This window comes from Inquilinus sp. OTU3971 (assembly GCF_038440215.1).
Genome location: NZ_JASATH010000059.1, coordinates 1 through 23,740, shown reverse-complemented (window position 1 = coordinate 23,740; position 23,740 = coordinate 1). Strand labels below are relative to the sequence as shown.

The window sequence follows — 23,740 nt, the reverse complement described above, 5'->3', positions numbered from 1 at the left end:
GGGCGCCCGCGGTGGCTAGAACGGCACCGGCCGCCTCACAGGGAGGATCAGATGAGCCAGAAAAGAAAAACTCACGACGGCGATGACAAGGCCGGCCGCAACAAGCACTACGAGAAGGAAATCGCCCGCCTGCAGATCGAGCTGTCGCATCTCCAGACCTGGGTGCGCGAGACCGGCGCGCGCATCATCATCATCTTCGAAGGTCGGGATGCCGCGGGGAAGGGCGGTCTGATCAGACGGATCACCGAGCGTGTCAGCCCGCGCATCTTTCGAGTGGTGGCGCTGCCTGCTCCCACTGAACGTGAGAAATCTCAGATCTATATCCAGCGCTATATCTCGCACTTCCCTGCGGCGGGCGAGGTCGTGATCTTCGACCGCAGCTGGTACAATCGCGGGGGCGTCGAGCGCGTGATGGGGTTCTGCTCGGACGCCCAAGCAGACCGCTTCCTCGAGATGGTGCCCAAGGTCGAGGCGGTGTTCGTCCAGCAGGGCATTACTCTTCTCAAGTATTTCCTCACCGTCAGTGAGGACGAGCAGGAGCGGCGTTTCCGGCGCAGGATCGAAGACCCTGTCCGTCAATGGAAGCTGAGTCCGATGGACCTCGAATCCTATCGGCGATGGTGGGACTATTCGCGAGCGTATGACGAGATGCTGCGAATGACGGATACCCCGCATGCGCCTTGGTGGATCGTGCCGTCGGACGACAAGAAGCGTGCGCGCATCAACTGCATCACGCACATGCTGCAGTCGATCCCCTATGAGCATCTGGGCTTCGATGCCCCGGATCTCGGCAAGCGGCACAAGCGGCCGAAGGACTATGTCGAGGACGCCACGCCCCGCAAGCTGGTGCCGGATGTGTTCGACAGCCTGGGCGCGTAGACATTCGGCATATCGGCCGGATGAATCGGGAAATCGATCACGGTTTGCGATAGAGCAAGGTCAAGATTCCGAAGTCAGCGTAGGGCAATGACGAAGTGAAACGTCACGGTCATCGGGTTTGACGGATAGGACGGAATCATCATGTCAGGCGCAACCCTCGCACGAAACTTGCTTGCGCTGGTGGAGCGGTGCCGCACTCCGGGCACTGCGATCCGATGACCAGGCGCGCAGCTGCCCAGGCGGGGGGAGGGGCGATCCTCAAATGGATCCCGCCGATCCTGCAGCAACTGAACGGCTATCGGCCCGAGTGGCTCGGATCGGATCTGCTGGCCGGCCTGTCGGTGGCTGCCGTGGCGCTGCCGACCGCGATCGCCTATCCCGCGATTGTCGGCGTGCCGCCCGAGGTCGGCCTCTATGCGGCGATCTTCCCGACGATCGCCTATGCGATCTTCGGGTCGTCGCGACAGCTGATGGTCGGACCTGACAGCGCGACCTGCTTGGTGCTCGCGAGCGCGCTGCTCTATCTCGGCGTGACGGCGCCGGATCAGCGGGTCACGGTGGTTGCGGCACTGGCCGTCATCACCGGCGTCCTCTGCATTCTGGCAGGGGCCGTGCGTCTCGGCTTCATTGCCGATTTCCTCTCGCGGCCGGTGCTCACGGGCTTTCTGGCCGGCATCGCCGTCGACCTGATCATCGGGCAGATCGGCCGGCTGTCCGGCCTTGCCATCGAGGCCAAGGGCCTGATCCGGCCGATCGTCGAAACACTGTCCGAGATCGGCAACCTGCACGCCGTCACCACGGCGGTCGGGCTCGGCCTCCTGATCTTGCTTCGCGTGCTGCGACAGCTGGCACCGCGCTTTCCGGCACCGCTGCTGGCCGTCGTGATCGGCATAGGCCTAGGCGTCGTGTTCGACCTGCAGCGCTATGGCGTCCGCATGGTCGGTGGCATCTCAGGGGCAGTACCGACCCTGGCCCTGCCGGTCCCGCAGAATGTGGAGCCGGGGGATCTGCTGCTCGCGTCCTTCAGTGTTTTGCTGGTGAGCTTCGGCGCCGGCATCATCACCGCGCGGAGCTTCGGCGCGCGATACCATGTTCCCGTCGATGCGAACCGCGAGCTTTTCGGGTTCGGCGCCGCGAACATCGCGTCCGGCCTGTTCGGCGCCTTCCCGATCACCAGCTCGGACTCCCGCACGGCGGTGAACTACATTGTCGGCGGAAAGACGCAGATCGCCGGGCTGTTCGCCGCCACCGCGCTGATCGTGATCACCCTGTTCGCCGGCGGGATCCTGGCCTACCTGCCGGTCGCGGCCTTGGGGGCGGTTCTGGTGTCCGCGGCTGTTGATCTCGTCGACGCGCCGCGATTTGCCCTTCTGTGGCGGATCAGTCGCGTCGAGTTCTGTCTCGCCATCACCGCCATGGTCGGCGTCGTGGTCTTCGGCGTGCTGCAGGGGACCGCTCTGGCAGTCGGTGCCAGCCTCGTCCATCTGCTCTGGCTCGGCTCGCGGCCTCGTGACGCTCTGCTCGGGCGGCGCCCGGGGAAGTCGGAATTGTACAAGCTGCATCATCACGCGGATGCCGAGCCTATTCCCGAGCTTCTCATCTATCTGCTCGAAGGCCCGCTCGTGTTTTTCAACGCCGATTATGTGAAGGGGCGGATGCTGGAGCTTGCGGACGGCGCTCAGGCCGGCGACTGGTTCATCCTCGATGGAAGTGCAATGAACCACCTCGACAGCAGCGCCGTCGAGGCGCTCGAGGATGTCCACACCGAGCTGAGCCGGCGGGGAATCTCCTTCGCGGTGGCGGATCTACACCGATTGCCGCGTGCCGCGATGGAACGATCCGGCCTCGCCGACCGGATCGGTGCGAGCATGTTCTTCCATTCGGCAGAAGAGGCGGCGGCCGCGTTCGAGCAGCAGCGGCAGGGAGGGTAACATGAGCCCGATCCCATCGAACCGATTCTCGGCGGCCTGGCACAGTGTCGGCAAGGCGGATCAGGGCCGCTCTCTTGCTGCGATGAGCGACAGAGGAAGCCGACCGAAGGGCGCCGGCGCCAGCCGCCATGGATAAGCACGAAGGCTATGCCCTGACCCATACCGAGATCCTGGCGCTGGAACTGCACCGCCATCTCCACTGGCACAATCCCTTTCTTGAGGACATCCAGGCGCTGGTCGACGAACTGGAACATCGGCCGCACCGATCACCCGGGGTCGAGGCGATCCTGGCCGAGGGCCGCCGCTTCCTGGCCGCGTATCGGAATCACTGAGGTGCGGCCGCTCAACTGCGGTGGTCAAAGGTGCAGCGCGCAGCGACGAAGGGGCTGTTCCATCGGCATGCAGGCCCGCTCGGTTTGGGTGGCCGGTTCATCGCCTTCGGCCAGCTTTCCGAGGAGCGCCCGATCCAGCAGCACGAGATGATGGGGCCCGGCCATGTCGATAAGGCCGGCCTGCTTGAAGTCGCCGAGGGTCCGGCTGATGGTCCCGAGGGTAAGGCCCAGATAATCGGCGATGTCTGCGCGAGACATCTCCAGGCTGAACGTCCGTCCGCCCGGCGCAGCATCGGCCTGTTCCAGCAAAAAGGTGGCAACGCGCTCGTTCGCGGTCTTGCGTCCAAGCGTCAGCAGGCGGTCATACGCGATGGTGAGGGACCGGCAGGCAATGTCGTGGAAACAGCGGCCGACGGCGCCATCGATCTGGGCGAGGGCTTCGGTGCAGCGCTTCGGATAGCGGATGACGACCATATCGGTGAGGGCCTCCGCGCCGAACCCGTATGCCTCGGCCGCCTCGAAGCCGAAGAAATCCTCGGCATGAAGGAAGTGGCCGATCTGGCGGCGCCCGTCGGACAGCAGCTTGCTGGTGCAGCCGGTTCCGGAAACCACCTGGTACCAGTGCGAGGCGGGGTCGCCCTCGTGGTAAGCGGCGGTGCCGCGCGTGAGCGAGACCATAGTCCCGAGATCGCTCAGGCAAGTGGGGATATCCCGTATGGCCAGCCCGATCGGTCGTGCTTCGATCTCTGCGTGCGTCGACGTCTCGCCATGGGCCGCTGCCGTTGCCGTCGAAGCAGCTGCTCCCGGCTCTCCGGCAACCAGGCCGATATCGAGCGTGCGCCGAGAGCACTCCTCCCTGATGCGCTCCATCCCGGCTCCTCCCTGTTCCATGGACACTCGTCCCCGGGCAGCTTGCCTTCTGGTTCGTTGCCTGCAACCGGACGCTACTGGTGCATGGTGATGACGACCGCGTCACCGCCCAGGCTCAGCATCAGCCCGGTCCGCTTCGCCTTCAGGTGCATGACCACGCCGTTTCCGTTCTTGAGCCAGAGATCGCCGGCGCTGGTTTCGCCAACGGCGAAACCATAGCGACCCTGGGCATAGGTGCCAGGAAAGTCCTGCAGCGCCCCCATGCCATACACCTCGCCCTGCGCGTCGACGGTGGAGACGCCGATTCCTCCGACACCGAGGCCGCTGACCGTGAAGGGATAGGTGCGGCCACGATAGGTCAGCGTGCCGTCGCCGGTGCTGCCGCTGCCGATGAAGGCGGCATGGACCTGCTGCATCCGGACGAAGCCGTCCGGCGGCTGCGTTGGGGCCGTCGAAGACGATCCGGATTGAGATTGAGCACAGGCTGCGAGCAGTCCCAACATTGCTATCGCCAATGGTACGGCGCGGCTCCCTGGATATTTTGTCATTTTTTTTGATTCCTCGCAGTGAATGTCAGTCAGAATTTGGTGTGACGTCTCCAAAGGTGGCTTGTCTTGGAAGGGTCGGTTCGAGCGGGCTGGGTTGAGCTTGACGTCGAGAGCATCGTCGACCGATGCCGACAGAGACCGCCCGAGCCGCAATCTTCAGCAACAGCGATTAGGACGGCCGCCGATGGCGCTGCGACAGGTATCCAACGGTAATTTACGGTTGCGCTAACTGTTTGAATATGACCAGAGCGCCGTTGGAAAAGAACCCGATCGCAACTGTGAACATGCAGGCGGGATGGTCGGCTCCGTGCGCAATGAAGAGCAGCTAGGTTCCCGCCTTCGGTATAGCGAGCCCCGCTTTGCGAAGGCCCTCGACGAGGGCGCGGATGATCTCCGGCGCGACGTTGCGGGCCTGTAGATCGGCCACGACGTACTCCCCGTAGCCCGGATCGATCTTCAGCAGCAGCTTGATGGCCGCGGTGGCCTCGTCGTTCCGTCCGAGCTCGGCGTAAGCGGTCGCGCGGGCGATTTGCGTGAACCGGTTGTCCGGCAGGTCGATCTTCAGGGCTTCGTTCAATGCGGCCTGATATTGCCGGTCCATGTAATAGGCGACGAAGAAGCCGAGACGATAGAATGTGGACTGGCCGGGATTGCGGGAGAAGGATTCGGTCAGCAGCGGAAGACCTTCGGCGAACTGCCCTCTCAGGCAAAGACGGCCGCCGAGATCGGCCAGGAGCTCTGGATTGTTCGGGGCCTGTGCCAGGCCGGCGCGAGCTGCGGCGAAGCTCTGCTCGACATCGCGCCTCAGCCAGAATACCAGATGCAGCGCCTGATAACCGAGCGGCGTGTCGGGGCTCAAGGTGACCGCGCGCTGGGCCAGTTCCAGCGCTCGCTCGAGAGGATCGAAGGGAAGCGGGTCGGTCTGAACTCCGAAGCGCACGATATCGGCATAGACTAGAGCGAGAGCGGCCCAGGCATCGGCATAGTCCGGGTCCTCGACGATCGCCCGCTCGAGGCAATCTCGCGTGGATGGGCCGATGGAGCTGCCCGTGCGGCGCCAGTAGGCGTAAAAGAGCAGCAGGCACTCATAGGAGCTGAACCGCTCCGGCGCCCTGGTGGTCAATCCCGCAATCTTGTCCTCGTAGATGACGCCATAAGGGCGGGCCAAGGTGTCGACCACTCGCTGTGCGATCTCCGCCCTGGTGTCGACGATCCGAGCCGGGACGAATGGGCTCTCAAAGGGGTGCGACCAGAGATGGCGTCCGGTCCGCCCGTCGATCAGCGATACCAACAGCCGGATGCGGTCGGGTGTCGTGCTGACGGTGCCCGACAGCACATACTCGGCGGACAATCGCTGCGCCAGGGCCTCGGCGTGGTTCTCGCCGGTGGCCGTGAGGCTGGTGTCGGTGCCGAAGACCTGGAGCTCCCGATAGTGCGTCAGCGCGGCGATGATCTCACGGGTCAGGCCCGGTCCGAGGTGGAGGCGCATGGCCTCGGCGTCGCCTTCCTGCAGCAGGGTGACGACCACGGCCGGCCCGTGCTGTCTGGCCGTCTCGGTCTGAGCAGTCAGTGACGGAAGCGCGCCCATGCGCCACAGGAAGCCCGGCACCAGGATCGCAGCCAGAAGCGCGGCTCCGAACACGCCGAGCCAGAGGTGGATGGGGCCGGGCCTGCGCGAGGGATAATGGACCTCGGGCGTGCTCCCCGCAGGAGCAGTGATCTGGACCGCACCGTCGAGCGCCTGGCCCGGAGATGACGCCGGCGGAGTGTCGGCTGGCTGGCTCGTCGTATCCTTGGTGGTGAAGACAGGAACGTAGCTGCCCCTCGGTATGGTGATGCGGATCTCGTCGTCCTTGCCGCCAGCGACATAGTAGTAGTCCAGGGAACGGCGCAGCTGACTGGCCCCGATCCGGACGATCGGGTCGAGTTGCGAGTCGAAACTCTCTTCGCGATCGAAGACCGCGACGCCGACGCTGTAGCCCTTGATCCGGTCGGCCCGGCCGGCCAGCGTCTCGTCGACGATGTAGCGGAGAAAGCGCCGGTGCCGTTCGGAGGCGCGGAAATTCGAGCTGGCCAGAATGCGCTCAACCGCCCCGCGGACAATCTCCGTCGGCGGAACAGCCGGATCGGGGGCCGACATCATGCAACCCTCCGAAATAAACCTGCCCGGCAGACCCACGCTCCCGCGGCTGCGGTTCGGCTACACGGGACCCATGATTCTGTTCCGGGCTGAGCTGCGACGCTCCGCTCGGCTTCGTTGCTTTGGCAATGAACAACCGCGACGGAGCGTCGTTGATTTGACGCTTCCATGATGCGGCCGCCTCCCTGGGACCAACTGTAACCATACCGTAAAATACTCCCGGTTGTCCGCTTCTGATTCGATGCTACCGGAGGTGGACTCAACGTCGGTGGTGACGTGACCGACCCGAATGCTGCGGCCATGGGGGAAGCTGCCGGTGCAATGAAAAGGGCCATCGATAGATTTCCGGAGATGGCGCAGCTGATCGGCCGCCTGGCCGCGCAGAGCGAGCCCTTCGCTCGCTCTGCGAGGACCATCAACTGGCGGTGGAGCCCCTGGAGGGGCTCATGGCCCGCTGTCCGACCAATGAAAAGACCATCAGCGAGTACCACGCGCTGGTGAAGGAGCTGGAGGCCGACATCGCGATGACCCTGCAGAGAAATGGAGGCGTGACGGGCTCGAGTGCCTGACCGGACGGGCTCGATGCACGCCGGCTGCGAGAAATTGCAACCAGGACCCGCGCTTTGTGCCGGGGCACCGCTCCGAGGCTGTTACAGGCAAGTCACTCGAAGCTACCTGCGCGCAACCTTGCGGTCCCTTCTTCTGTCTGAAGACTCGGATATCGGCTTCGACCATCGTGTCGACGACAACATGCTGGGGAGGTAGCCATGATCGGATCGTGGACCTGTGCGCGGATGCTGAGCTGCGCCGTCGTGTGTCTGTCCCTGCTCGCCGCGGGCGGCATGTCTCCCGTCGCCGCCCAGATGGGGGCCGGCGAGAACATGCTGACGACAGTGACCGCGACGGTGCAGTCGGTCGATCTCGAGAACCGGATGGTGACGCTCAAGGACAGCGACGGCCGGGTGGCGACCCTCCATGTCGCGCCGGAGGTGGTCAATCTTCCGCAGGTCAAGCCCGGCGACCGGGTCACTGTCAGTCGCTACGAAGCCGTCGCCATCGACGTGAGCAAGGCGGCCGCCGGCGCGGTGCCGATGGTGACGCAATCCACTACGGTCGCACGGGCCGAGGAGGGGGAACTCCCCGCCGGGCAGGCGTCGCGGATCACCAATATCACAGCCCAGCTCGTGGGTCTCAATGCCGCCGAGCATAAGGTTGTGTTCATCGGCCCGGCAGGGGGCGTGCGCACGGTTTACGTCAAAAGGCCGAAACTTCAGCAGATGCTGCACGAATTGCAGGTGGGAGACATGGTGCAGATCTCCTTCGCGGAAGCCGAGGCTGCATCCGTGACACCGGTGGAGTAGCCGGCTGTCGTTCCGGTTCAGTTCGGCCGATCAGAGAACGTCAGTGCCTATGTCGATTGACCCAACCACGGCGTCGGACGGCGTGGCGGACGGCGCGCGCACCCGACCGAATACACGCCAGCAGTGTGGGATGCCGCGTGGGCTGCCCGCCTTGCCAATCGACACCGCCGGCCGATACCGAAGCCGTGGCGCGATCGATGGCGGCCCGACCGGCCCGACTGCTTTCGGCACGGAAATCTGGCTGGATCGCAGTGCGGCTGCCAGTCATCACTGCGATCCGGCATTGCGCCGGTCCCTGGTCATTTCAGGAACCGGTTGCACGAACAAGCTGCTGCGCGCCCTCTGCGCACCGATCAAGCCGCATGATCAAGCCGGCCGTCAAATCGCTCAACTCGAACGCAGTGGCGCATCGAGGGCCTACCATGGGTGACGGGCAGCGTCTTGAGCACTCAGGCTGTAATGGTTCGTTCTTCGCGCGGATCAAACACTATGGGGGCGTCATCCACTACGCGACAGGCGCCTACCCTGCACTGTTCTTCCCTCTGCATCGACTGCTGGGCGAGGTGGACACCGGCCCGGTGGTGACTCCCGATACCGACCTCCTCATCGAGGGCTTCCCACGCTCGGGCAACACATTCGCGGTCTGTGCCTTCGAGCTGGCGCAGCCTCGTCCGGTGAACACAGCCCACCACATTCATGTGCCGGCGCAACTGATCCGCGCGGCGCGCTATCACGTACCGGCCTGCATCCTCGCCCGGCGCCCGGAAGACGCAGCGCGATCGCTTCTGGTCAAGTATCCATTCCTGAAACTTCGGCACGTGCTGCGCGGCTATGCCGGTTTCTATGAGAAATGCCTCCGTTACAGAGAGCATTTTGTCGCCGCCACCTTCGATGACGTGGTGACCGACTTCGGCGGCGTCATCGACCGCATCAATCGCCGCTTCGGCACCGGCTTCCATCGCCTCGAAGCGAGTGAGGAGAATGTCCGCCGCGTGTTCCGATGCATAGACGACCGGAACGGCCGGGAGCCGATAGACCCAATCTTCGGGAGCGCCCGTCCAAATTTGCAGAAGGAACTGGCCAAGCAGAGTATCCGGCTCCCCGACGACGATCCGGTGCTCGCGCGGTATCGGGCCATCTTCGAGGTCTATCTGCTGCTGGCCCGCGACGTCGACCCACCGTTGACCGAGAGACGCGCCCGCTAGCTGCATGTCCGGACATGGCGGCTCCTGTCGTGAATCAGCCCGCCGAGGCACGGTTAAGCCACGGCGTTACGAGTCACCCGAATATCGACGGGCATTGAGCACTCTTCGTTACCATCGAGGACGGCCGGTGGTGTGCGTGAATTCGTGGCAGGTGATCAGACGGCGCGCGATGATTGGAGAGACCGGCAGTTCCCGCGGCAGCCGCTGTGTTCTTTGTTGAGGCCGGGCGAGATGAGCAACGCATACGAGCGAAACCATAGGAGAGACATCGGCGAGAGTACCGGGCCGGCGCTTGTCGGCGTGATCAATGCCGGTTCGTCCTCGCTGAAGTTCACGTTCTACGAGGGTGACCGGCCAATTCTCTCCGGCCAAGTGGACGGAATTGGTGTTCGGCCCTCGGCCAGGGCGACAGGGGCAGACGGCGTGGCGCTTGACCCGCCCTATCTCGGTCAGACGCCATCAGCCGCACCCGCGGAGGCGCTGCCGGCTCTCATCGAGTGGGCAAAGCGAAAACTCGGCGACCGGAGGCTGGAGGCCCTGGGCCATCGCGTCGTGCACGGGGGGCTTCGATACTCCCAGCCCCAGCGGGTGACGCCGGCACTGTTGGCAGAGCTTGAATCGCTGATCCCGCTCGCGCCGCTGCACGAGCCGCACAATATCGCTCCGATCCGCACCGCCCTTGCGCTCCGTCCGGACCTGCCGCAGGTGGCCTGCTTCGACACCGCCTTCCACCGCAGCATGCCCGAGGTGGCCCAGGCGTTCGCCCTGCCACGCGCACTCTACGACGAAGGCGTCCGCCGCTACGGGTTCCACGGCCTCTCCTACGAGTACATCGCCTCCGTGCTGCCCGACCGGGCTCCGGAGATCGCAGACGGCAGAGTCGTGGTGGCGCATCTCGGCAACGGCTGCTCCCTGTGCGGATTGCGAGGCCGCAAATCCGTGGCGTCGACCATGGGCTTCACCGCCCTGGACGGGGTGCCGATGGGGACCCGCTGCGGCGATCTCGACGCCGGCGTGGTGCTGTACCTGATCCAGCAGAAGGGCATGGCGGTCGAGGACGTGGCGGACCTCCTTTACAGGCGGTCGGGCATGCTCGGGCTGTCCGGTCTCTCATCGGATTTTCGCGATCTGCTGGCGAGCGAGAGCCCGCATGCGCGTTTCGCCGTGGACGTCTTCTGCTATCGCGTCGCGGGCTACATCGGCTCGCTGGCCGCCGCGCTCGGCGGGCTGGACGGGATCATTTTCACGGCTGGTGTCGGAGAGAACGCTGCACAGGTGCGCGCAGCGGTCTGCCGAGCCTGCCGCTGGCTGGGGCTGGAACTGGACGAAGCGGCCAACCGGCTGCACGGACCGCGCATCAGCGCCGCCGGAAGCGGTGTCGCCGCTTACGTGATCCCGACCGACGAGAACCTCATGATCGCCCGCCATGCACGCGCCTTGCTCGGCTCCGCAGGCACATCGAGCGCAAGCGCGGGCGATCTGTGATCCGGAACGGTTCCGCCCAAGACGGTGTCGGATGAACGGTCAGTCGAGCCGCGCGCGGACGAACGAAGGCGTGCTCCCTTACGGGATGGCGCATGGCTTTGCGCCCCAGATCCCGGTCGCGTATTCGGCGATCGTGCGATCGCTGGAGAACTTGCCGGAAGAGGCCACGTTGGCCACGACTGTACGCGCCCACGCCTCCGGATCAGCGTACAGCTCGAGCAGCTTCCGATCCGCCTCGAGATAGGCGGTCAGATCGGCGAGGTGCATGTAGTGGTCCCCGCCGGCCAGCAGCGTCCCGCGCAGCGGTTCGAAGATGCCCTGGTCCGGACCGCTGAAATGGTCCTGGAAGATCAGGTCCAGTGCTGCACGGGTCTCCGGCTCGTTGTCATAGTGCCAACGCGGGCTGTACCAGCCGCGATTGCCGGACACCTGGTCCGCCGTCAGCCCGAACAGAAAGAAATTCTCCTCGCCGGCAGCCTCGGCCATCTCGATCGTCGCGCCGTCGCGCGTCCCGATGGTCAGGGCGCCGTTCATCATGAACTTCATGTTGCTCGTCCCGCTCGCCTCGTAACCCGCGGTCGAGATCTGGTTCGAGACGTCGGTGGCGGGGATCAGCCGTTCGGCCAAAGACACGCAGTATTCGGGCAGGAACACGACCTTGAGGCGGCCGCGGACCGAGGGGTCGGCATCGATCGTCGCGGCCAGGTTGTTGAGGAATTTGATGATGAGCTTGGCCAGGTGGTAGGCGGGGGCCGCCTTGCCCGCGAACAGGAACGTGCGCGGTGCGATGTCGAGCCCCGGATCCTGCCGCAGGCGATTGTAGAGCACGACCACGCGCAGCGCGTTGAGGAGCTGTCGCTTGTATTCGTGGATTCGCTTGATCTGGCTGTCGAAGATCGAGTCCGGGTCGAGGACGATGCCGGACGTCGATCTGAGCCAATCGGCGAACCGCGCCTTGGCGTCACGCTTGGCGTTGCGGATGGCGCTGCGGACCCCCTGGTCGTCGGCGAAGGGCTTGAGCTTCGCCAGCTGGGACAGGTCCGTGATCCAACCGTCGCCGATGGCCTCGGTGATGGCCGCTGCAAGACCCGGGTTGGCCAATAGGAGCCAGCGCCGCGGTGTCACACCGTTGGTCTTGTTGCTGAAACGCTCGGGGAATGTCTCCGCCAGATCCTTGACCGTCACGGTGCGCAGGAGATTGGAGTGGATCGCCGCGACGCCGTTGGTGCTGTGTGAGCCGACGATTGCGAGGTTGGCCATGCGGATCTTGCGATCGCCACCCTCCTCGACGAGGCTGACGCGCTGGGCGCGGCCCTCGTCGCCGGGGAAGCGCGCCCGCACCTCCGCCAGCAGGAGGCTGTTGATCTTGAGGATGATCTCCAGGTGGCGCGGCAGCAGCAGCTCGAACCACCGCAGCGGCCATTTCTCCAGCGCTTCGGGCAGGAGCGTATGGTTGGTGTAGGCCAGCGTCCGCCGGGTCAGGCTCCAGGCCAGGTCCCAGCCTAGCTGCGCTTCGTCGAGCAGGATCCGCACCAGCTCGGGAACCGCGAGGGCGGGGTGCGTGTCATTGAGCTGGATGGCGACCTTGGTGGGCAGCGCGTTCCAATCGGCGTTGCTCCGCCGGAAGCGCCGCACCAGATCGGCCAGGGAACAGCTGACGAGGAAATACTCCTGCACGAAGCGGAGCCCCTGCCCGAAGCTCGTGGAGTCGTCGGGATAGAGGACGCGCGTCAAGGATTCGGCGGTAAGGCGTTCAGCCAGCGCGCCGACGAAATCGCCGGCGCTGAACGCCTGGAAGTCGAAGAAGTTGGGCGCGGCCGCGGCCCAAAGCCTGAGCGTGTTGATCGTCTTCCCGCCATAGCCGACCACCGGGCGGTCGAAGGGGATGCCGAGCAGGGTCGACGACCGGCCGGTGACGACGGCGAGGGTCCCGCCGCGCACCTCGAAGGCGCAGCCGAGCTTGACCTCGACCTGCTCCTGCGGCCGGGCGACCTCCCATGGATCGGGCCGCCTCAGCCAGTTGTCCGGCTGCTCCTGCTGCCAGCCGTCGCGGATGGCCTGCCTGAAGATTCCATACTCGTATCGGAGCCCGTACCCCATGGCCGGCAACTGCAACGTGGCCATCGAGTCGAGGAAGCACGCCGCCAGCCGGCCCAGCCCACCATTCCCCAGCCCGGCGTCGGGTTCCTGCTCGAGCGCGGCGAGCCAGTCGATGCCCTTCTCCTCGATCGCCCGCTGCGCAATCGGAGTCAGGAGGAGATTCGTGATGTTGTTGGACAGGGAGCGTCCGATCAGGAACTCCATCGAAAGGTAGTAGATGCGCTTGGGGTTCTCGCGATCGTAGGTCTGTTCCGTTCGCAGCCACCGCTGCGACAGCACGTCCCGCACGGACCGGGCGATCGCCTCATAGCGCTCTCGCGGTCCCACCGCCGCGGGATCGACGAGGCTGTCGAACAGCAGATGCCGTTCGTAGAGCGCATCCCCCGCACCGGTAAACTGGATCGGACCGCATCCATATTGCTCGAGAATCTTGTCTCGATCGGTTGCCGGTGCGCCCGGCGTCGTCAGCATCGCCGTCTTCCCGTCGCTGCCCATCGCCTCATTCCTCCCCGGGACGCGGGTGCCGTCCCGGTCCCTGGCTCTCGTCTCGCACGGCATCGAGTAGGGCGGCCGCGCTAGGCCCCGAGCGGCCCGTTCCAGATCCGCACGGCGGGTACGCCGCGATAGCCGCCGAGCACGCTGAGCGTCCCCGTGCCGAGGAGAAAGTGTTGTCCGGCCTCCGCAGGCAGGCCGAGCCAGCGCGCCGCCAGCACGCGCAGCACGTGCCCGTGGGCGAACAGCGCAACATCGCCCTCCATCGCACGTGACCGTGCGATCACCCGGTCCACCCTGGCACCCACCTGCGCCGGGGCCTCGCCACCAGGGCAGCCGTCCCGGAAGATCAGCCAGCCCGGGGCCTTCGCCCGGATCTGCTCGGGCGTGAGTCCTTCATACTCGCCGTAGTTCCACTCCATCAGGTCGGGGTCGATGACGGCCTGTTGGCCGAGCCCCGCCAGTTCGCAGGTCTCCCGGGCCCGCCGCATCGGGCTCACGAGAACCAGCGCAAACACCTCTTTGGTCAGCACGGGCTGCAATCGCTCAGCGAGCCGCCGCCCGTTCTCGGTCAAGGGAATGTCCGTCGTGCCTGTATGCTGCCCGCTCAGGCTCCATGCGGTTTCCCCATGCCTGATCACGAAAGCGTCCACGACCGCCTCCCGTCTCAGACGTTGTCGGCCTCCGTCGAACGCGCGCCTCCGACAGCCTTCGCCTGTCCCCACGACCAGCCCGTGATCTCGGGCATGTCGTCGCCATGCCGGCCGATGTACCGCTTGTGCTCGATGAGCTTGTCGCGGATCGCCTGCTTGGCGTAAGCGGCACGCGCGCCGAGTCCCGGCACGCGGTCGATCACATCGCCCACCAGATTGAACCGGTCGAGCTCGTTCATCACGCACATGTCGAACGGGGTGCTGGTGGTGCCTTCCTCCTTGTAGCCGCGCACATGCAGGTTGCCGTGGCCGTTCCGTCGATAGGTCAGTCGGTGGATGAGCCAGGGATACCCGTGGAACGCGAAGATGATCGGCTTGTCCGTGGTGAACAGCGCATCGAAATCGCGGTCCGGCAGGCCATGCGGGTGCTCGCTCGCCGGTTGCAGCTTCATGAGATTGACGACGTTGATGACGCGGATCTTCAGGTCGGGAGCATGGGTCCGAAGCAGGTCGACGGCGGCGAGCGTCTCCAGGGTGGGCACGTCACCGCAGCAGGCCATCACCACGTCGGGCTCGCTTCCATGATCGCTGCTGGCCCACTCCCAGATCCCCAGCCCTGCCGCGCAGTGCCTGATCGCCTCGTCCATCGTCAGCCACTGAGGCGCCGGCTGCTTTCCGGCCACGACGACGTTGACGTAGTTGCGGCTGCGCAGGCAGTGGTCGGTCACCGACAGGAGGCAGTTGGCGTCCGGCGGCAGGTAGACGCGGACGACCTCGGCCTTCTTGTTGACGACGTGATCGATGAAGCCGGGGTCTTGGTGGCTGAAGCCGTTGTGATCCTGCCGCCACACATGGCTCGACAGCAGATAGTTGAGCGAGGAGAGGGGCCGCCGCCAGGGGATGTGGTTGCAGACCTTCAGCCACTTGGCGTGCTGGTTGAACATCGAATCGATGATGTGGATGAACGCCTCGTAGCATGAGAAGAAGCCGTGCCGGCCGGTCAGCAGGTAGCCTTCGAGCCAGCCCTGGCATTGGTGCTCGCTGAGCATCTCCATCACCCGGCCATCCGGCGCGAGATGGTCATCCCACGGATGGGTCTCCGCGACCCAGGCGCGATTGGTGACCTCGAGCGCATCCTGCCAGCGGTTCGAGTTGTTCTCGTCGGGGCTGAAGAGCCGGAAGTTTCGTGCCTCCATATTCAACTTCATCACGTCGCGAAGAAAGCGACCCATGACTCGGGTGGATTCCGCGGTGACGGCTCCGGGCGATGGCACGGCGACCGCGTAGTCGGCGAAATCCGGGAGCCTCAGATCCCGCAGCACCGCGCCGCCGTTGGTGTGCGGGTTGGCGCTCATGCGGCGGGTGCCCTTAGGGGCGAGCTCGGCCAGCTCGGCGCGAAGCCGCCCGCCGTCCTCAAAGAGTTCCTCGGGCTTATAGCTCTTCATCCAGTCTTCGAGGATGCTCACATGGGCGGGGTTTTCGTGCATCTCGCCCATCGGCACCTGGTGGGAGCGCCAGTAGTCCTCGGTGCGCTTGCCGTCGATCTCCTTTGGACAGGTCCATCCCTTGGGCGTGCGCAGCACGATCATGGGCCAGCGGGGACGTTCCCGGAATCCGTGCTCCCGCGCGTCGGACTTGATGCGCTGGATCTCGCCGATGATGGTGTCCAGGGTCGCGGCCATGAGCTCGTGCATCGTGTCGGGATCATGGCCCTCGACGAAATGGGGTGTGTATCCGTACCCGCGGAAGAGGTGGTCCAGCTCTTCGTGGCTGATCCGGGCCAGAACGGTGGGGTTCGCGATCTTGTAGCCATTGAGGTGCAGGATCGGCAGCACCACCCCGTCGGTGACCGGATTGAGGAACTTGTTGGAGTGCCAGCTGGTCGCCAGCGGTCCGGTCTCCGCTTCGCCATCGCCGACGACGCAGGCGACGATCAGGTCGGGGTTGTCGAATGCGGCGCCGTAGGCGTGCGAGACGGCATAGCCGAGCTCGCCGCCCTCATGCATCGACCCAGGGGTCTCCGGCGCCACATGGCTGGGAATGCCGCCGGGAAACGAGAACTGGGTGAAGAGGCGCTTCATGCCCGCCTCGTCGGTGGAAATATTCGGGTAGACCTCGCTGTAGGTCCCCTCGAGATAGGCGTTCGCCACCAGGCCGGGGCCGCCATGACCGGGACCGGTGATATAGATCATGTCCAGGTCGTGCTTCCGGATCAGCCGGTTCAGGTGGGCGTAGATGAAGTTCAGGCCCGGCGTGGTTCCCCAGTGGCCAAGCAGCCGTGGCTTGATATGATCCTTGCTCAGGGGCTTCTTGAGCAGCGGATTGTCATATAGATAGATCTGCCCGACTGAAAGGTAATTGGCTGCTCGCCAATATGCATCGATCAGGGCACGTTCCTTCTCCGACAGTGTGTTCGCCATGAACTTCTCCTGTCCTGTACCGATCTCTTCGAACTGAATGTCTCACGGGGCTAGCTCGCTGGTCGACGCGAGCCGGGCCTCGCAAGCTCAGTCGTCGTGCCAATGGTGACGATGGCCTGGGCTGGCGGATCTCGCCGGACCAGCTTCCATCGCGTCGCTGTAGGTCCCGAGGCTGGCCGCGCTGTTGCAGCGCGCGCGGTGGCAGAGAGCCCGTCTCCCTGCCTCCAGATTCTCCTTCCGGCCGTGCCATGCCTCCAGCGCCGGGTCCTGGAGAGCGCGTCCATAGGAGAAGCTGATTTTCCAGGGCTTAGGCCCGGGCTGCTGGTTGATGGTGTTCAGGTGTGCCGTTGCCGCCCGGTCCTCCTGTCCGCCCGACAGGAAAACGGTGCCGGGCACGGCCGCCGGCACGTGCCGTCGCAGGCAGCGGAGCGTGGCGGTCGCAACGTCCTGCTCCGAGGATCGGTGGGCGCACTCGCTGCCCGCGATCACCATGCTGGGCTTGAGCAGCATGGATTCCAGCGAAACGCCTTGCTCGACCAGGGCCTGGAACACGGCCCGGAGAACCATGCCGGTGACCTCCTCGCAGCGCTGGATGGTATGGGCTCCGGCCATCAGAACCTCAGGCTCGACGATCGGCACAAGGTTCTGCTCCTGGCAGAGCGCCGCGTACCGTCCAAGGGCGTGCGCGTTGGCGCTGACGCATGCATGGCTGGGGAGGGCATCGGAAATGCGGATGATCGCCCGCCATTTCGCGAAGCGGGCGCCCATGCTGCGATACTCGGACAGGTGATCCCTCAGCCCATCGAGCCCCTCGGTGACGTGTTCGTCCCGGGAACCGGCCAGCGCCTTGGCGCCGGTATCGACCTTGATGCCCGGCATGATGCCCCGGCCCGCGAGAAACTCGCTGAACGGCACTCCGTCGCCGCTCGTCTGGCGGATCGTTTCGTCCTGCAGGATGACCCCGCTGATGAACTCGGCCAGGCCCTCGGCAGCGAACAGCATCTCGCGATAGGTGCGCCGGCTCTGTTCCGTGGACTCGATCCCCATCGTGTCGAACCGCCGGGTCAGGGTGGGGACGGTCTCGTCGGCCGCGAGAATCCCCTTTCCATCGGCGACCAGCATCTCCGCCGCAGCCCGCAGATCATCAGCCATGGTCCGAACCCCTGTCTGGACAGATCCCTCCCTTTGGCTGGCCACCGCCGGTGACGAACCGGTCAAGAGGATAGACCGCAGGGGAGGGGACGACTTTGCTCTGGCGCAAAATCGCCTGCGCGCGCGCGCATTAAGCTCCGATGGGGCGACTGTCGGGTCATGATCGCGCAGCGGAGGCTTCGTCAAGGAGAGCCCGTCGAAGGCTGATCGAAGCGGCCACGCCGGACGGCACGAGTCTGCGGCCCCGGGTGCGTGGCTCATTGAGCTTGCCGGAGGCCGAAATGGATGGGGAGAAGGTTCAATACAAAATGATTGCTGCCCGGTTTATCCGTGCGGTCAGAAATTTCTTCGGCTCTGACGTTGGCTGGAAGGCAAAACTGATATTTGCAGGGCTTGTTGCTCTATTATGCGCGGTCAATGGGCTGAATGTTGCCAACAGCTTTGTCGGCCGAAACTTCATGACATCCATCGCGGATCGCGACAAAGCCGAGTTCATACGGCAAGCGCTGTTCTATGTCGGGGTGTTCGCCGCCTCCACCATCGTCGCGGTCATCGCCCGGTTTGCCGAGGAGCGCCTGGCGCTGCTCTGGCGCGAATTCGTGACTCGTCGAGCAATCACTCTCTATCTTGCCGATCGGACCTATTATCGTCTGGACGAATCCGGCGAACTCGCCAACCCGGACCAGCGGATCTCCGAGGATGTCCGCGCATTCACTGTCACCACCCTCTCCTTCGTCCTCATGGCGCTCAACAGCAGTTTCACCATCCTGGCCTTTTCCGGTGTGCTGTGGTCGATCACCCCCATGCTGTTCACAGTTGCCGTTCTGTACGCGGCTTTTGGTTCGTATGTGGCGATCGTGCTGGGACGACCGCTCATCACGCTGAACTACGATCAGCTCGACAAGGAGGCCAGCTTCCGCTCCGGACTCATCCAGGTTCGGGAGAGCGCCGAGTCCATCATGCTGGAACGCCATGAGCCCCGGCAGGCCGCGCGGCTGCTGCATCGGCTCGAGGATCTGGTCGGCAATCTGCGTCGGATCATCGCCGTCAATCGCAACCTGGGATTCTTCACCACGGGCTACAACTGGATGATTCAGATCATTCCGGCCCTGATTGTCGCTCCGGCATTCATCGACGGGGAGATCGACTTCGGCGTGATCACGCAGTCGGCCATGGCCTTCACGGCGCTCGTCGCCGCGTTCTCCCTGGTCGTCACCCAGTTCCAGTCACTGTCCTCCTTCGCGGCCGTCGTCGCACGGCTCAGTTCGCTGATGGATGCCGTCGAGCAATCGCAGACAAGCCCGGCGACGTCCATTGAGATTGCCGGTGCCGATGACAGGCTGGCCTACGAGCGCTTGACCTTAAGGTCGTCGACCAGCGGCGATCTTTTGCTCAAGGACTTGTCCATATCGATCCCGTTTGGGACCCGTGTTCTGGTGACGGGGACGAGTCAGGAGGCGGGGCTGGCGCTATTCAGGGCGACGGCCGGGATGCCGATGGCGGGTGAGGGGCGTATCGTTCGCCCTGGTGCGGACGACCTGATCTTTCTCCCGCAGCGGCCGTATCTGCCGCAGGGCACCCTCCGACAGGTCCTGCTGCGTGTCGCGGATGACGATCGGGCTTCAGACGAGCGGCTTCTCACGCTGCTGACCGCGCTGAACCTTGACCAGGTGGTGACCCAGGCCGAGGGGTTGGGTACGGAGCAGGACTGGGTGACGCTGCTTTCGCTGCGGGAACTGCAACTTCTGTCCATTGCCCGCGTTGTCATGATGAAGCCGAGATTCGTCTTTCTTGACAGAGTCGATGACATATTGGCTGCAGGTCAATTCGAAAAGGGATTGAAAATTCTTTCTGAGAATTTGATTTCCTACGTCAACAACGGAGGCATCGACAAGTCGCGTGATCTGTATGACGCGGTCTTGGAGTGTGGAGAGGACGGGGCCTGGAGGTGGATTGTCAATCAGCGGTGAGGGGCCCGTGTGCGCGGAGAAGAAAGCTGATGGATCAAGGGCCGTCCGGCCTCGAAATCGCTGAGGCTCGCAAGCGTCGTCTCCGCGATCGCCGCGAGCGCTTCCGCTGTCAGATAGGCCTGATGGCCCGTCACCAGCACGTTGGGGAAGGTGAGCAGCCGCTGGAACACGTCGTCCTGGATGATCTCGCTGGACAGGTCCTCGAAGAAGAGGCTTTCCTCCTGCTCATAGACGTCGAGCGCCACGCCTCCGAGCTTGCGGCTCTTCAGCCCCTCGATGACCGCCGTCGTGTCGATCAGGGCGCCTCGGCTGGTGTTGACTATCATCAGGCCCGGTCGTGCCCGCGCAATCGCGGCGGCGTCGATGAAGTGGCGGGTTTCCGGCGTCAGCGGGCAGTGCAGGCTGATGATCTCCGCCCGGTCGAGCAGGGTTGCCTGATCGACGTAGCGAACGCCGTCGGCCAGGAGAGCGTCGTCCGGGGCCGGATCAAACGTCAGAACCTCGCAGCCGAAGCCGAACAGCAGCGCGCGGGCAACGATCGCCCCGATGCGACCGGTCCCGACGACGCCCACAGTCCGGCCGTGGAGCGTGCGGCCGACGAGACCGTCGAGCGCGAAATTGTTATCGCGTGTCCGGGCCCAGGCACGATGGATGTTGCGGTCGAGCGCCAGCATCAGGCCGATCGTGAACTCGGCGACGGCATGGGGCGAGTAGGCCGGTACCCGGACCACCGCGATGCCGAGCCGGGCGGCCGCGGCCAAATCCACGTTGTTGTGGCCGGCGCAGCGCAACGCCACGACCCGGGTGCCGCCGGCGTGCAGGGCTTCCAGCACCGCGGCATCGACGAGGTCGTTGACGAACACGCAAGCCGCGGGAAAGCCATGGGCGAGCGGCACGGTATCGATATCGAGCCGCGGCTCGAGGAAGGTGAGCAAGTGGCTGAAACGGGTGTTGGCCGCCTCGAGAGACAGCCGGTCATAGCTCTTTGTACCGAACACCGCGACGCGCATGGATCGCTCCCCGTCGACGCTGACCCGGATGGGGTCGCCGATGGGGCGAACCGAAGCGACGACGGTTCGCCCACAGATGGTCAGAGGAATATCCCCGATCCTGGCTGGTGCTGTGAAGCCAGTCGGCTGCTGGGGATCTTGCGAACTCTCCTCATCCGACATCATCCATCTGCCCCTGGCGGCTCCCGGTCCCGGGCGCGTCCTCGCCCGCGTCCAACTCGTCGATCCAGGCGAGCAGCAGGGTGTAGCCGACGGCAAGGATCGTCGGCCCCAGGAAGATGCCGACAAGGCCGAACGCGATCAGTCCGCCGATCACGCCCGCCAGGATGAGAAGCAGCGGCAGGTCGGCGCCGCGGCGGATCAGGATGGGACGAATGAAATTGTCCACTGTGATGGCCACGAGGCTTATGACCAGGAGCACGACCGCCCAGCCCGGGTCGTCGCGGATGAACATCCAGATGACGGCGGGTACGAGGACCAGTCCCGGTCCGATCTGGGCGATGCACAGCATGAACATCACGGCGCAGAGCACCGACGCGAACGGAAATCCCACCAATACCAGGCCGAAGGTGCCGATGGCCGACTGAATCAAGGCAGTGACGACCACACCGAGCGCGACACCACGGATGGCCTGGCCCGCCAGGATGACAGCTTGTTCGCCGCGCACGCCCGCAAGGCGAATGCCGAAGCGCTTGACTATCGCCGCCGCGGCTTCGCCCCGCGCATACATGATCGCCGCGACCGCAACAGTGAGCAGAAACTGCAACAGAACGCCCCCGAGGCCGCCCATGGCATCGAGGAACCACTGCATGATCCTGCCGGAATACGGCCTCGCCTGGGCCAGAAGCTCGCCAATGCCGGCCTCGCCGACATTCTGCCAGGCGCGGGCGGCGTCTGGGCCGAACAATGGCAACTGCTCCAGCCAGGCAGGCGGGGGCGGCAACTCTGTCGACGTCACCGACACGCCCCACTCCACGATCTCCCCGGAATGCCTGACGATCGTACCGACTGCGAGCCAGAACGGGACCACGAACACCAGCAGGATCGATACCGTCATGACCGTGACGGCAATCCCGCGACTATCCCATAGCCGAGCCTGCACCTGGCGAAGGAGGGGCCAACTCGCGATCACCAGCATCGCCGCCCAGATCATCGCGGGGAGGAAAGGCCGAAGGATCCAGAGGCATACCCCTATCAGCGCAACGATGAAGAGAACTGCCAACGTGATCCGCGGGAGATCCTGTCGCGACACGGCCATGGTGACCCCTCCCTTCATTGAGATGAACGCCAACCGAGGAAGGCCGATAGAACCTGGGAGTGACGCACGATCGGCTCCACTCGAGCAACTAGGTTCGCGCCCTCGGTATGTCGCCCGGCTTTGCGAAGGCCCTCGACAAGGGCGCGCAGCCGGACGCGATCGGGTGTCGTGCTGACGGTTTCCGACAGCGCATAGTCGGCGGACAGTTGCTGTGATAAGACTTCGGGACGGTTCTCGCCGGTGGCCGTGAGGCTGGTGTCGGCGCCGAAGACGTGGAGTTCCCGATAGCGCGTCAGCGCGGCGATGATGTCACGAGGCCGCCCCAGTCCGAGGTGCAGACGCATGGCCTCGGCGTCGGCTTCCTGCAGCAGGGTAACGAGCACGGTCGGCCCAACGATTATCGCGTTCGCGGCCGACTGTACTCAGCAAGGCTCGTGATAAAGCCTGAGAGCCGCCGGCCGGTACCCGATATTTCCACTGCGACAATATCGAATAGTAAAAATAAGGCCTCGTGGATTATCACTGCATTTGCAGATAATACGCTTGACCTGCAGATCGCAGTTGTGCAAGCGTTTTTCCTGAGCAACTTCCCGACCATTCCCCACCAACCGGCGCCGCCTTGCCAGCTATAGTTACGGTGCCAGCCGCCCCGTCGGGGGCGATATAGATTACAACGCCGTCGGGGTTCATTTTTGCGAAATAGAAAGCGCGATGGATACCGCTGAGCTCACACAGAACCATGTATGGGAAATCAACAAAGAGTGACTCGGCTGCGTGTGCTTCAGAACTAAGGATGGTCAGGGATTGCGATATTGTAATAACAGCAAGTGCCGTCCTTGCGATGTCTCTGCAAGACTTCGCATGAGCGTATCGCCGAGACGCAATATATAGCATTGATTGAGAACTCCCTTCTTGCCTCTATGCATCGACCAATCGGCGTGTGGAGGCGCCCGGCAAATTCTATTCCCTAAGTCTAGCAAGTGAAGCGGCTCGCTCAAAATCCGATTATTGCGCAACTGGCGATAGCACGCAAGTTTTGGGCTCAGTGCATAAAGGGAACACTGCAGCCTTGTCCATCACTGACCGACACGCTCGACAACGGCCGAAAACCAACACTTCGAGGCGCCGAAGTGCGGGCTGGAAGGGTCAAATCGCGCAGTACACAGCTCGGACCCGAGCTGCGGGCTATGAATGCGATCGTTGCCAAGGACCTCGACTGCGGGCTCGTCACGTTCGCGCCCTCGCGGCGCGCCGGCGGTCAGCGTAGCGGTCGTCATGACCCCGCCTGGCTATTCCGGTTACCGCTTTCCATCCGACGTGATCCAGCGTGCCGTCTGGATGTACCTCCGCTTTACTCTGAGCTACCGCGACGTCGAGGACCTGCTCCCCGAGCGCGGCATCGAGGTGTCGTACAGACGGTCCGTCGATGGGTGAGTGCGTTCGGCCCGATGATCGCCCGGCGCCTCCGCGCGCAGCTGCCAGCGCCGCACCGGCGCTGGCACCTCGACGAAATGTACGTCCGGAGCGGCGGCAAGCAGATGTACCTCTGGCGCGCCGTCGATGCCGAGGGTGAGGTGCTCGAGGTGCTGGTTCAGGCCGGCGGGACGCGGCCGCGGCCCGCAAGCTGATGCGCAAGCTCCTCAAGAAGCAGGGGATCGCCCCGAACCAGTGGATCACTGACAAGTGTCCGGCCTACGGACCGGCACTTCGTGATCTGCGGCTCGACGGCATAGCCCATCTTCGAGGCAAGCGGCTGAACAACCGAGCCGAAAGCTCGCATGTCCCGGTTCGCCGACGCGAGCGCAAGCTGCAACGGTTCAAATCGGCCGCCTCGGCGCAGCGGTTCCTGTCGATGCATGCCGCGACCTACAACACGTTCAACACCTGCCGTCATCTCACGACCGCTCGCACGCACCGGCTGTTCCGAGCCGAGG

At 64.5% G+C, this 23,740-nt stretch carries 18 protein-coding genes and 1 pseudogene; 9 read left to right on the top strand and 10 right to left on the bottom strand.

What is annotated here, in order from left to right:
- Positions 1–51 precede the first annotated feature (51 nt).
- The 3 genes from ppk2 (at position 52) to AAHM41_RS16635 (ending at position 3,142) form a co-directional block, all read left to right on the top strand.
- The gene (gene ppk2 / locus AAHM41_RS16645; protein WP_342237681.1) at positions 52–879 is read left to right on the top strand and encodes a polyphosphate kinase 2; all 828 of its coding nucleotides are present in this window, start codon (positions 52–54) and stop codon (positions 877–879) included.
- Positions 880–1,094: 215 nt separating this feature from the next.
- Entirely contained in the window at positions 1,095–2,810 is a 1,716-nt protein-coding gene (locus AAHM41_RS16640) for a SulP family inorganic anion transporter (RefSeq protein ID WP_342237680.1), read from the top strand.
- A gap of 128 nt (positions 2,811–2,938) precedes the next feature.
- Positions 2,939–3,142: a hypothetical protein gene (locus tag AAHM41_RS16635; RefSeq protein WP_342237679.1), complete on the top strand. Its 204-nt coding sequence runs from the start codon at positions 2,939–2,941 to the stop codon at positions 3,140–3,142.
- Between the two features lie 24 nt (positions 3,143–3,166).
- On the opposite strand, the gene AAHM41_RS16630 is transcribed toward AAHM41_RS16635, so the two are convergent.
- The 3 genes from AAHM41_RS16630 to AAHM41_RS16620 all read right to left on the bottom strand — a co-directional run bounded on the left by AAHM41_RS16630 (position 3,167) and on the right by AAHM41_RS16620 (position 6,703).
- Positions 3,167–4,012, bottom strand: a complete 846-nt coding sequence (locus AAHM41_RS16630) for a helix-turn-helix domain-containing protein (RefSeq protein WP_342237678.1) — start codon at positions 4,010–4,012, stop codon at positions 3,167–3,169.
- Positions 4,013–4,086: 74 nt separating this feature from the next.
- Entirely contained in the window at positions 4,087–4,428 is a 342-nt protein-coding gene (locus AAHM41_RS16625) for a hypothetical protein (protein ID WP_342237677.1), read from the bottom strand.
- 457 nt (positions 4,429–4,885) lie between these two features.
- Positions 4,886–6,703, bottom strand: coding sequence for a tetratricopeptide repeat protein (locus tag AAHM41_RS16620; protein WP_342237676.1), 1,818 nt, complete (start codon positions 6,701–6,703; stop codon positions 4,886–4,888).
- Between the two features lie 443 nt (positions 6,704–7,146).
- Between AAHM41_RS16620 and AAHM41_RS16615 the strand changes: the two genes are divergently transcribed.
- From AAHM41_RS16615 to AAHM41_RS16600, 4 genes are all read left to right on the top strand, one after another.
- Positions 7,147–7,269, top strand: a complete 123-nt coding sequence (locus AAHM41_RS16615; protein ID WP_342237675.1) for a hypothetical protein — start codon at positions 7,147–7,149, stop codon at positions 7,267–7,269.
- Positions 7,270–7,467: 198 nt separating this feature from the next.
- Entirely contained in the window at positions 7,468–8,061 is a 594-nt protein-coding gene (locus tag AAHM41_RS16610; RefSeq protein WP_342237674.1) for a hypothetical protein, read from the top strand.
- Between the two features lie 362 nt (positions 8,062–8,423).
- The gene (locus AAHM41_RS16605) at positions 8,424–9,266 is read left to right on the top strand and encodes a hypothetical protein (protein WP_342237673.1); all 843 of its coding nucleotides are present in this window, start codon (positions 8,424–8,426) and stop codon (positions 9,264–9,266) included.
- A gap of 231 nt (positions 9,267–9,497) precedes the next feature.
- Complete coding sequence (locus tag AAHM41_RS16600) at positions 9,498–10,751, top strand: acetate/propionate family kinase (RefSeq protein ID WP_342237672.1); 1,254 nt, start codon at positions 9,498–9,500, stop codon at positions 10,749–10,751.
- A gap of 78 nt (positions 10,752–10,829) precedes the next feature.
- Here AAHM41_RS16600 and AAHM41_RS16595 read toward each other — a convergent pair whose 3' ends face one another.
- The 4 genes from AAHM41_RS16595 to AAHM41_RS16580 all read right to left on the bottom strand — a co-directional run bounded on the left by AAHM41_RS16595 (position 10,830) and on the right by AAHM41_RS16580 (position 17,568).
- The gene (locus AAHM41_RS16595) at positions 10,830–13,346 is read right to left on the bottom strand and encodes a glycogen/starch/alpha-glucan phosphorylase (RefSeq protein ID WP_342237671.1); all 2,517 of its coding nucleotides are present in this window, start codon (positions 13,344–13,346) and stop codon (positions 10,830–10,832) included.
- A gap of 80 nt (positions 13,347–13,426) precedes the next feature.
- Positions 13,427–13,996: a histidine phosphatase family protein gene (locus AAHM41_RS16590; RefSeq protein WP_342237670.1), complete on the bottom strand. Its 570-nt coding sequence runs from the start codon at positions 13,994–13,996 to the stop codon at positions 13,427–13,429.
- 14 nt (positions 13,997–14,010) lie between these two features.
- Positions 14,011–16,416 carry a phosphoketolase family protein gene (locus AAHM41_RS16585; protein ID WP_342237669.1) on the bottom strand — a complete coding sequence of 802 codons (2,406 nt, stop codon included), beginning with the start codon at positions 16,414–16,416 and terminating at the stop codon, positions 14,011–14,013.
- An 87-nt stretch (positions 16,417–16,503) separates the two neighbouring features.
- Complete coding sequence (locus AAHM41_RS16580; protein WP_342237668.1) at positions 16,504–17,568, bottom strand: class I fructose-bisphosphate aldolase; 1,065 nt, start codon at positions 17,566–17,568, stop codon at positions 16,504–16,506.
- A gap of 281 nt (positions 17,569–17,849) precedes the next feature.
- Between AAHM41_RS16580 and AAHM41_RS16575 the strand changes: the two genes are divergently transcribed.
- Positions 17,850–19,538: an ABC transporter ATP-binding protein/permease gene (locus tag AAHM41_RS16575; protein WP_342237667.1), complete on the top strand. Its 1,689-nt coding sequence runs from the start codon at positions 17,850–17,852 to the stop codon at positions 19,536–19,538.
- Here the strand turns inward: AAHM41_RS16575 and AAHM41_RS16570 are convergent.
- The 3 genes from AAHM41_RS16570 to AAHM41_RS16560 all read right to left on the bottom strand — a co-directional run bounded on the left by AAHM41_RS16570 (position 19,529) and on the right by AAHM41_RS16560 (position 22,189).
- Positions 19,529–20,548: a 2-hydroxyacid dehydrogenase gene (locus tag AAHM41_RS16570; protein ID WP_342237666.1), complete on the bottom strand. Its 1,020-nt coding sequence runs from the start codon at positions 20,546–20,548 to the stop codon at positions 19,529–19,531. The genes AAHM41_RS16575 and AAHM41_RS16570 overlap by 10 nt on opposite strands.
- Before the next feature lie 151 nt (positions 20,549–20,699).
- The gene (ydiK, locus tag AAHM41_RS16565; protein ID WP_342237665.1) at positions 20,700–21,806 is read right to left on the bottom strand and encodes an AI-2E family transporter YdiK; all 1,107 of its coding nucleotides are present in this window, start codon (positions 21,804–21,806) and stop codon (positions 20,700–20,702) included.
- Between the two features lie 14 nt (positions 21,807–21,820).
- Entirely contained in the window at positions 21,821–22,189 is a 369-nt protein-coding gene (locus AAHM41_RS16560) for a hypothetical protein (protein WP_342237664.1), read from the bottom strand.
- Between the two features lie 892 nt (positions 22,190–23,081).
- On the opposite strand from AAHM41_RS16560, the pseudogene AAHM41_RS16555 reads away from it, so the two are divergent.
- A pseudogene (locus AAHM41_RS16555) lies at positions 23,082–23,740 on the top strand (IS6 family transposase); the annotation flags it as partial.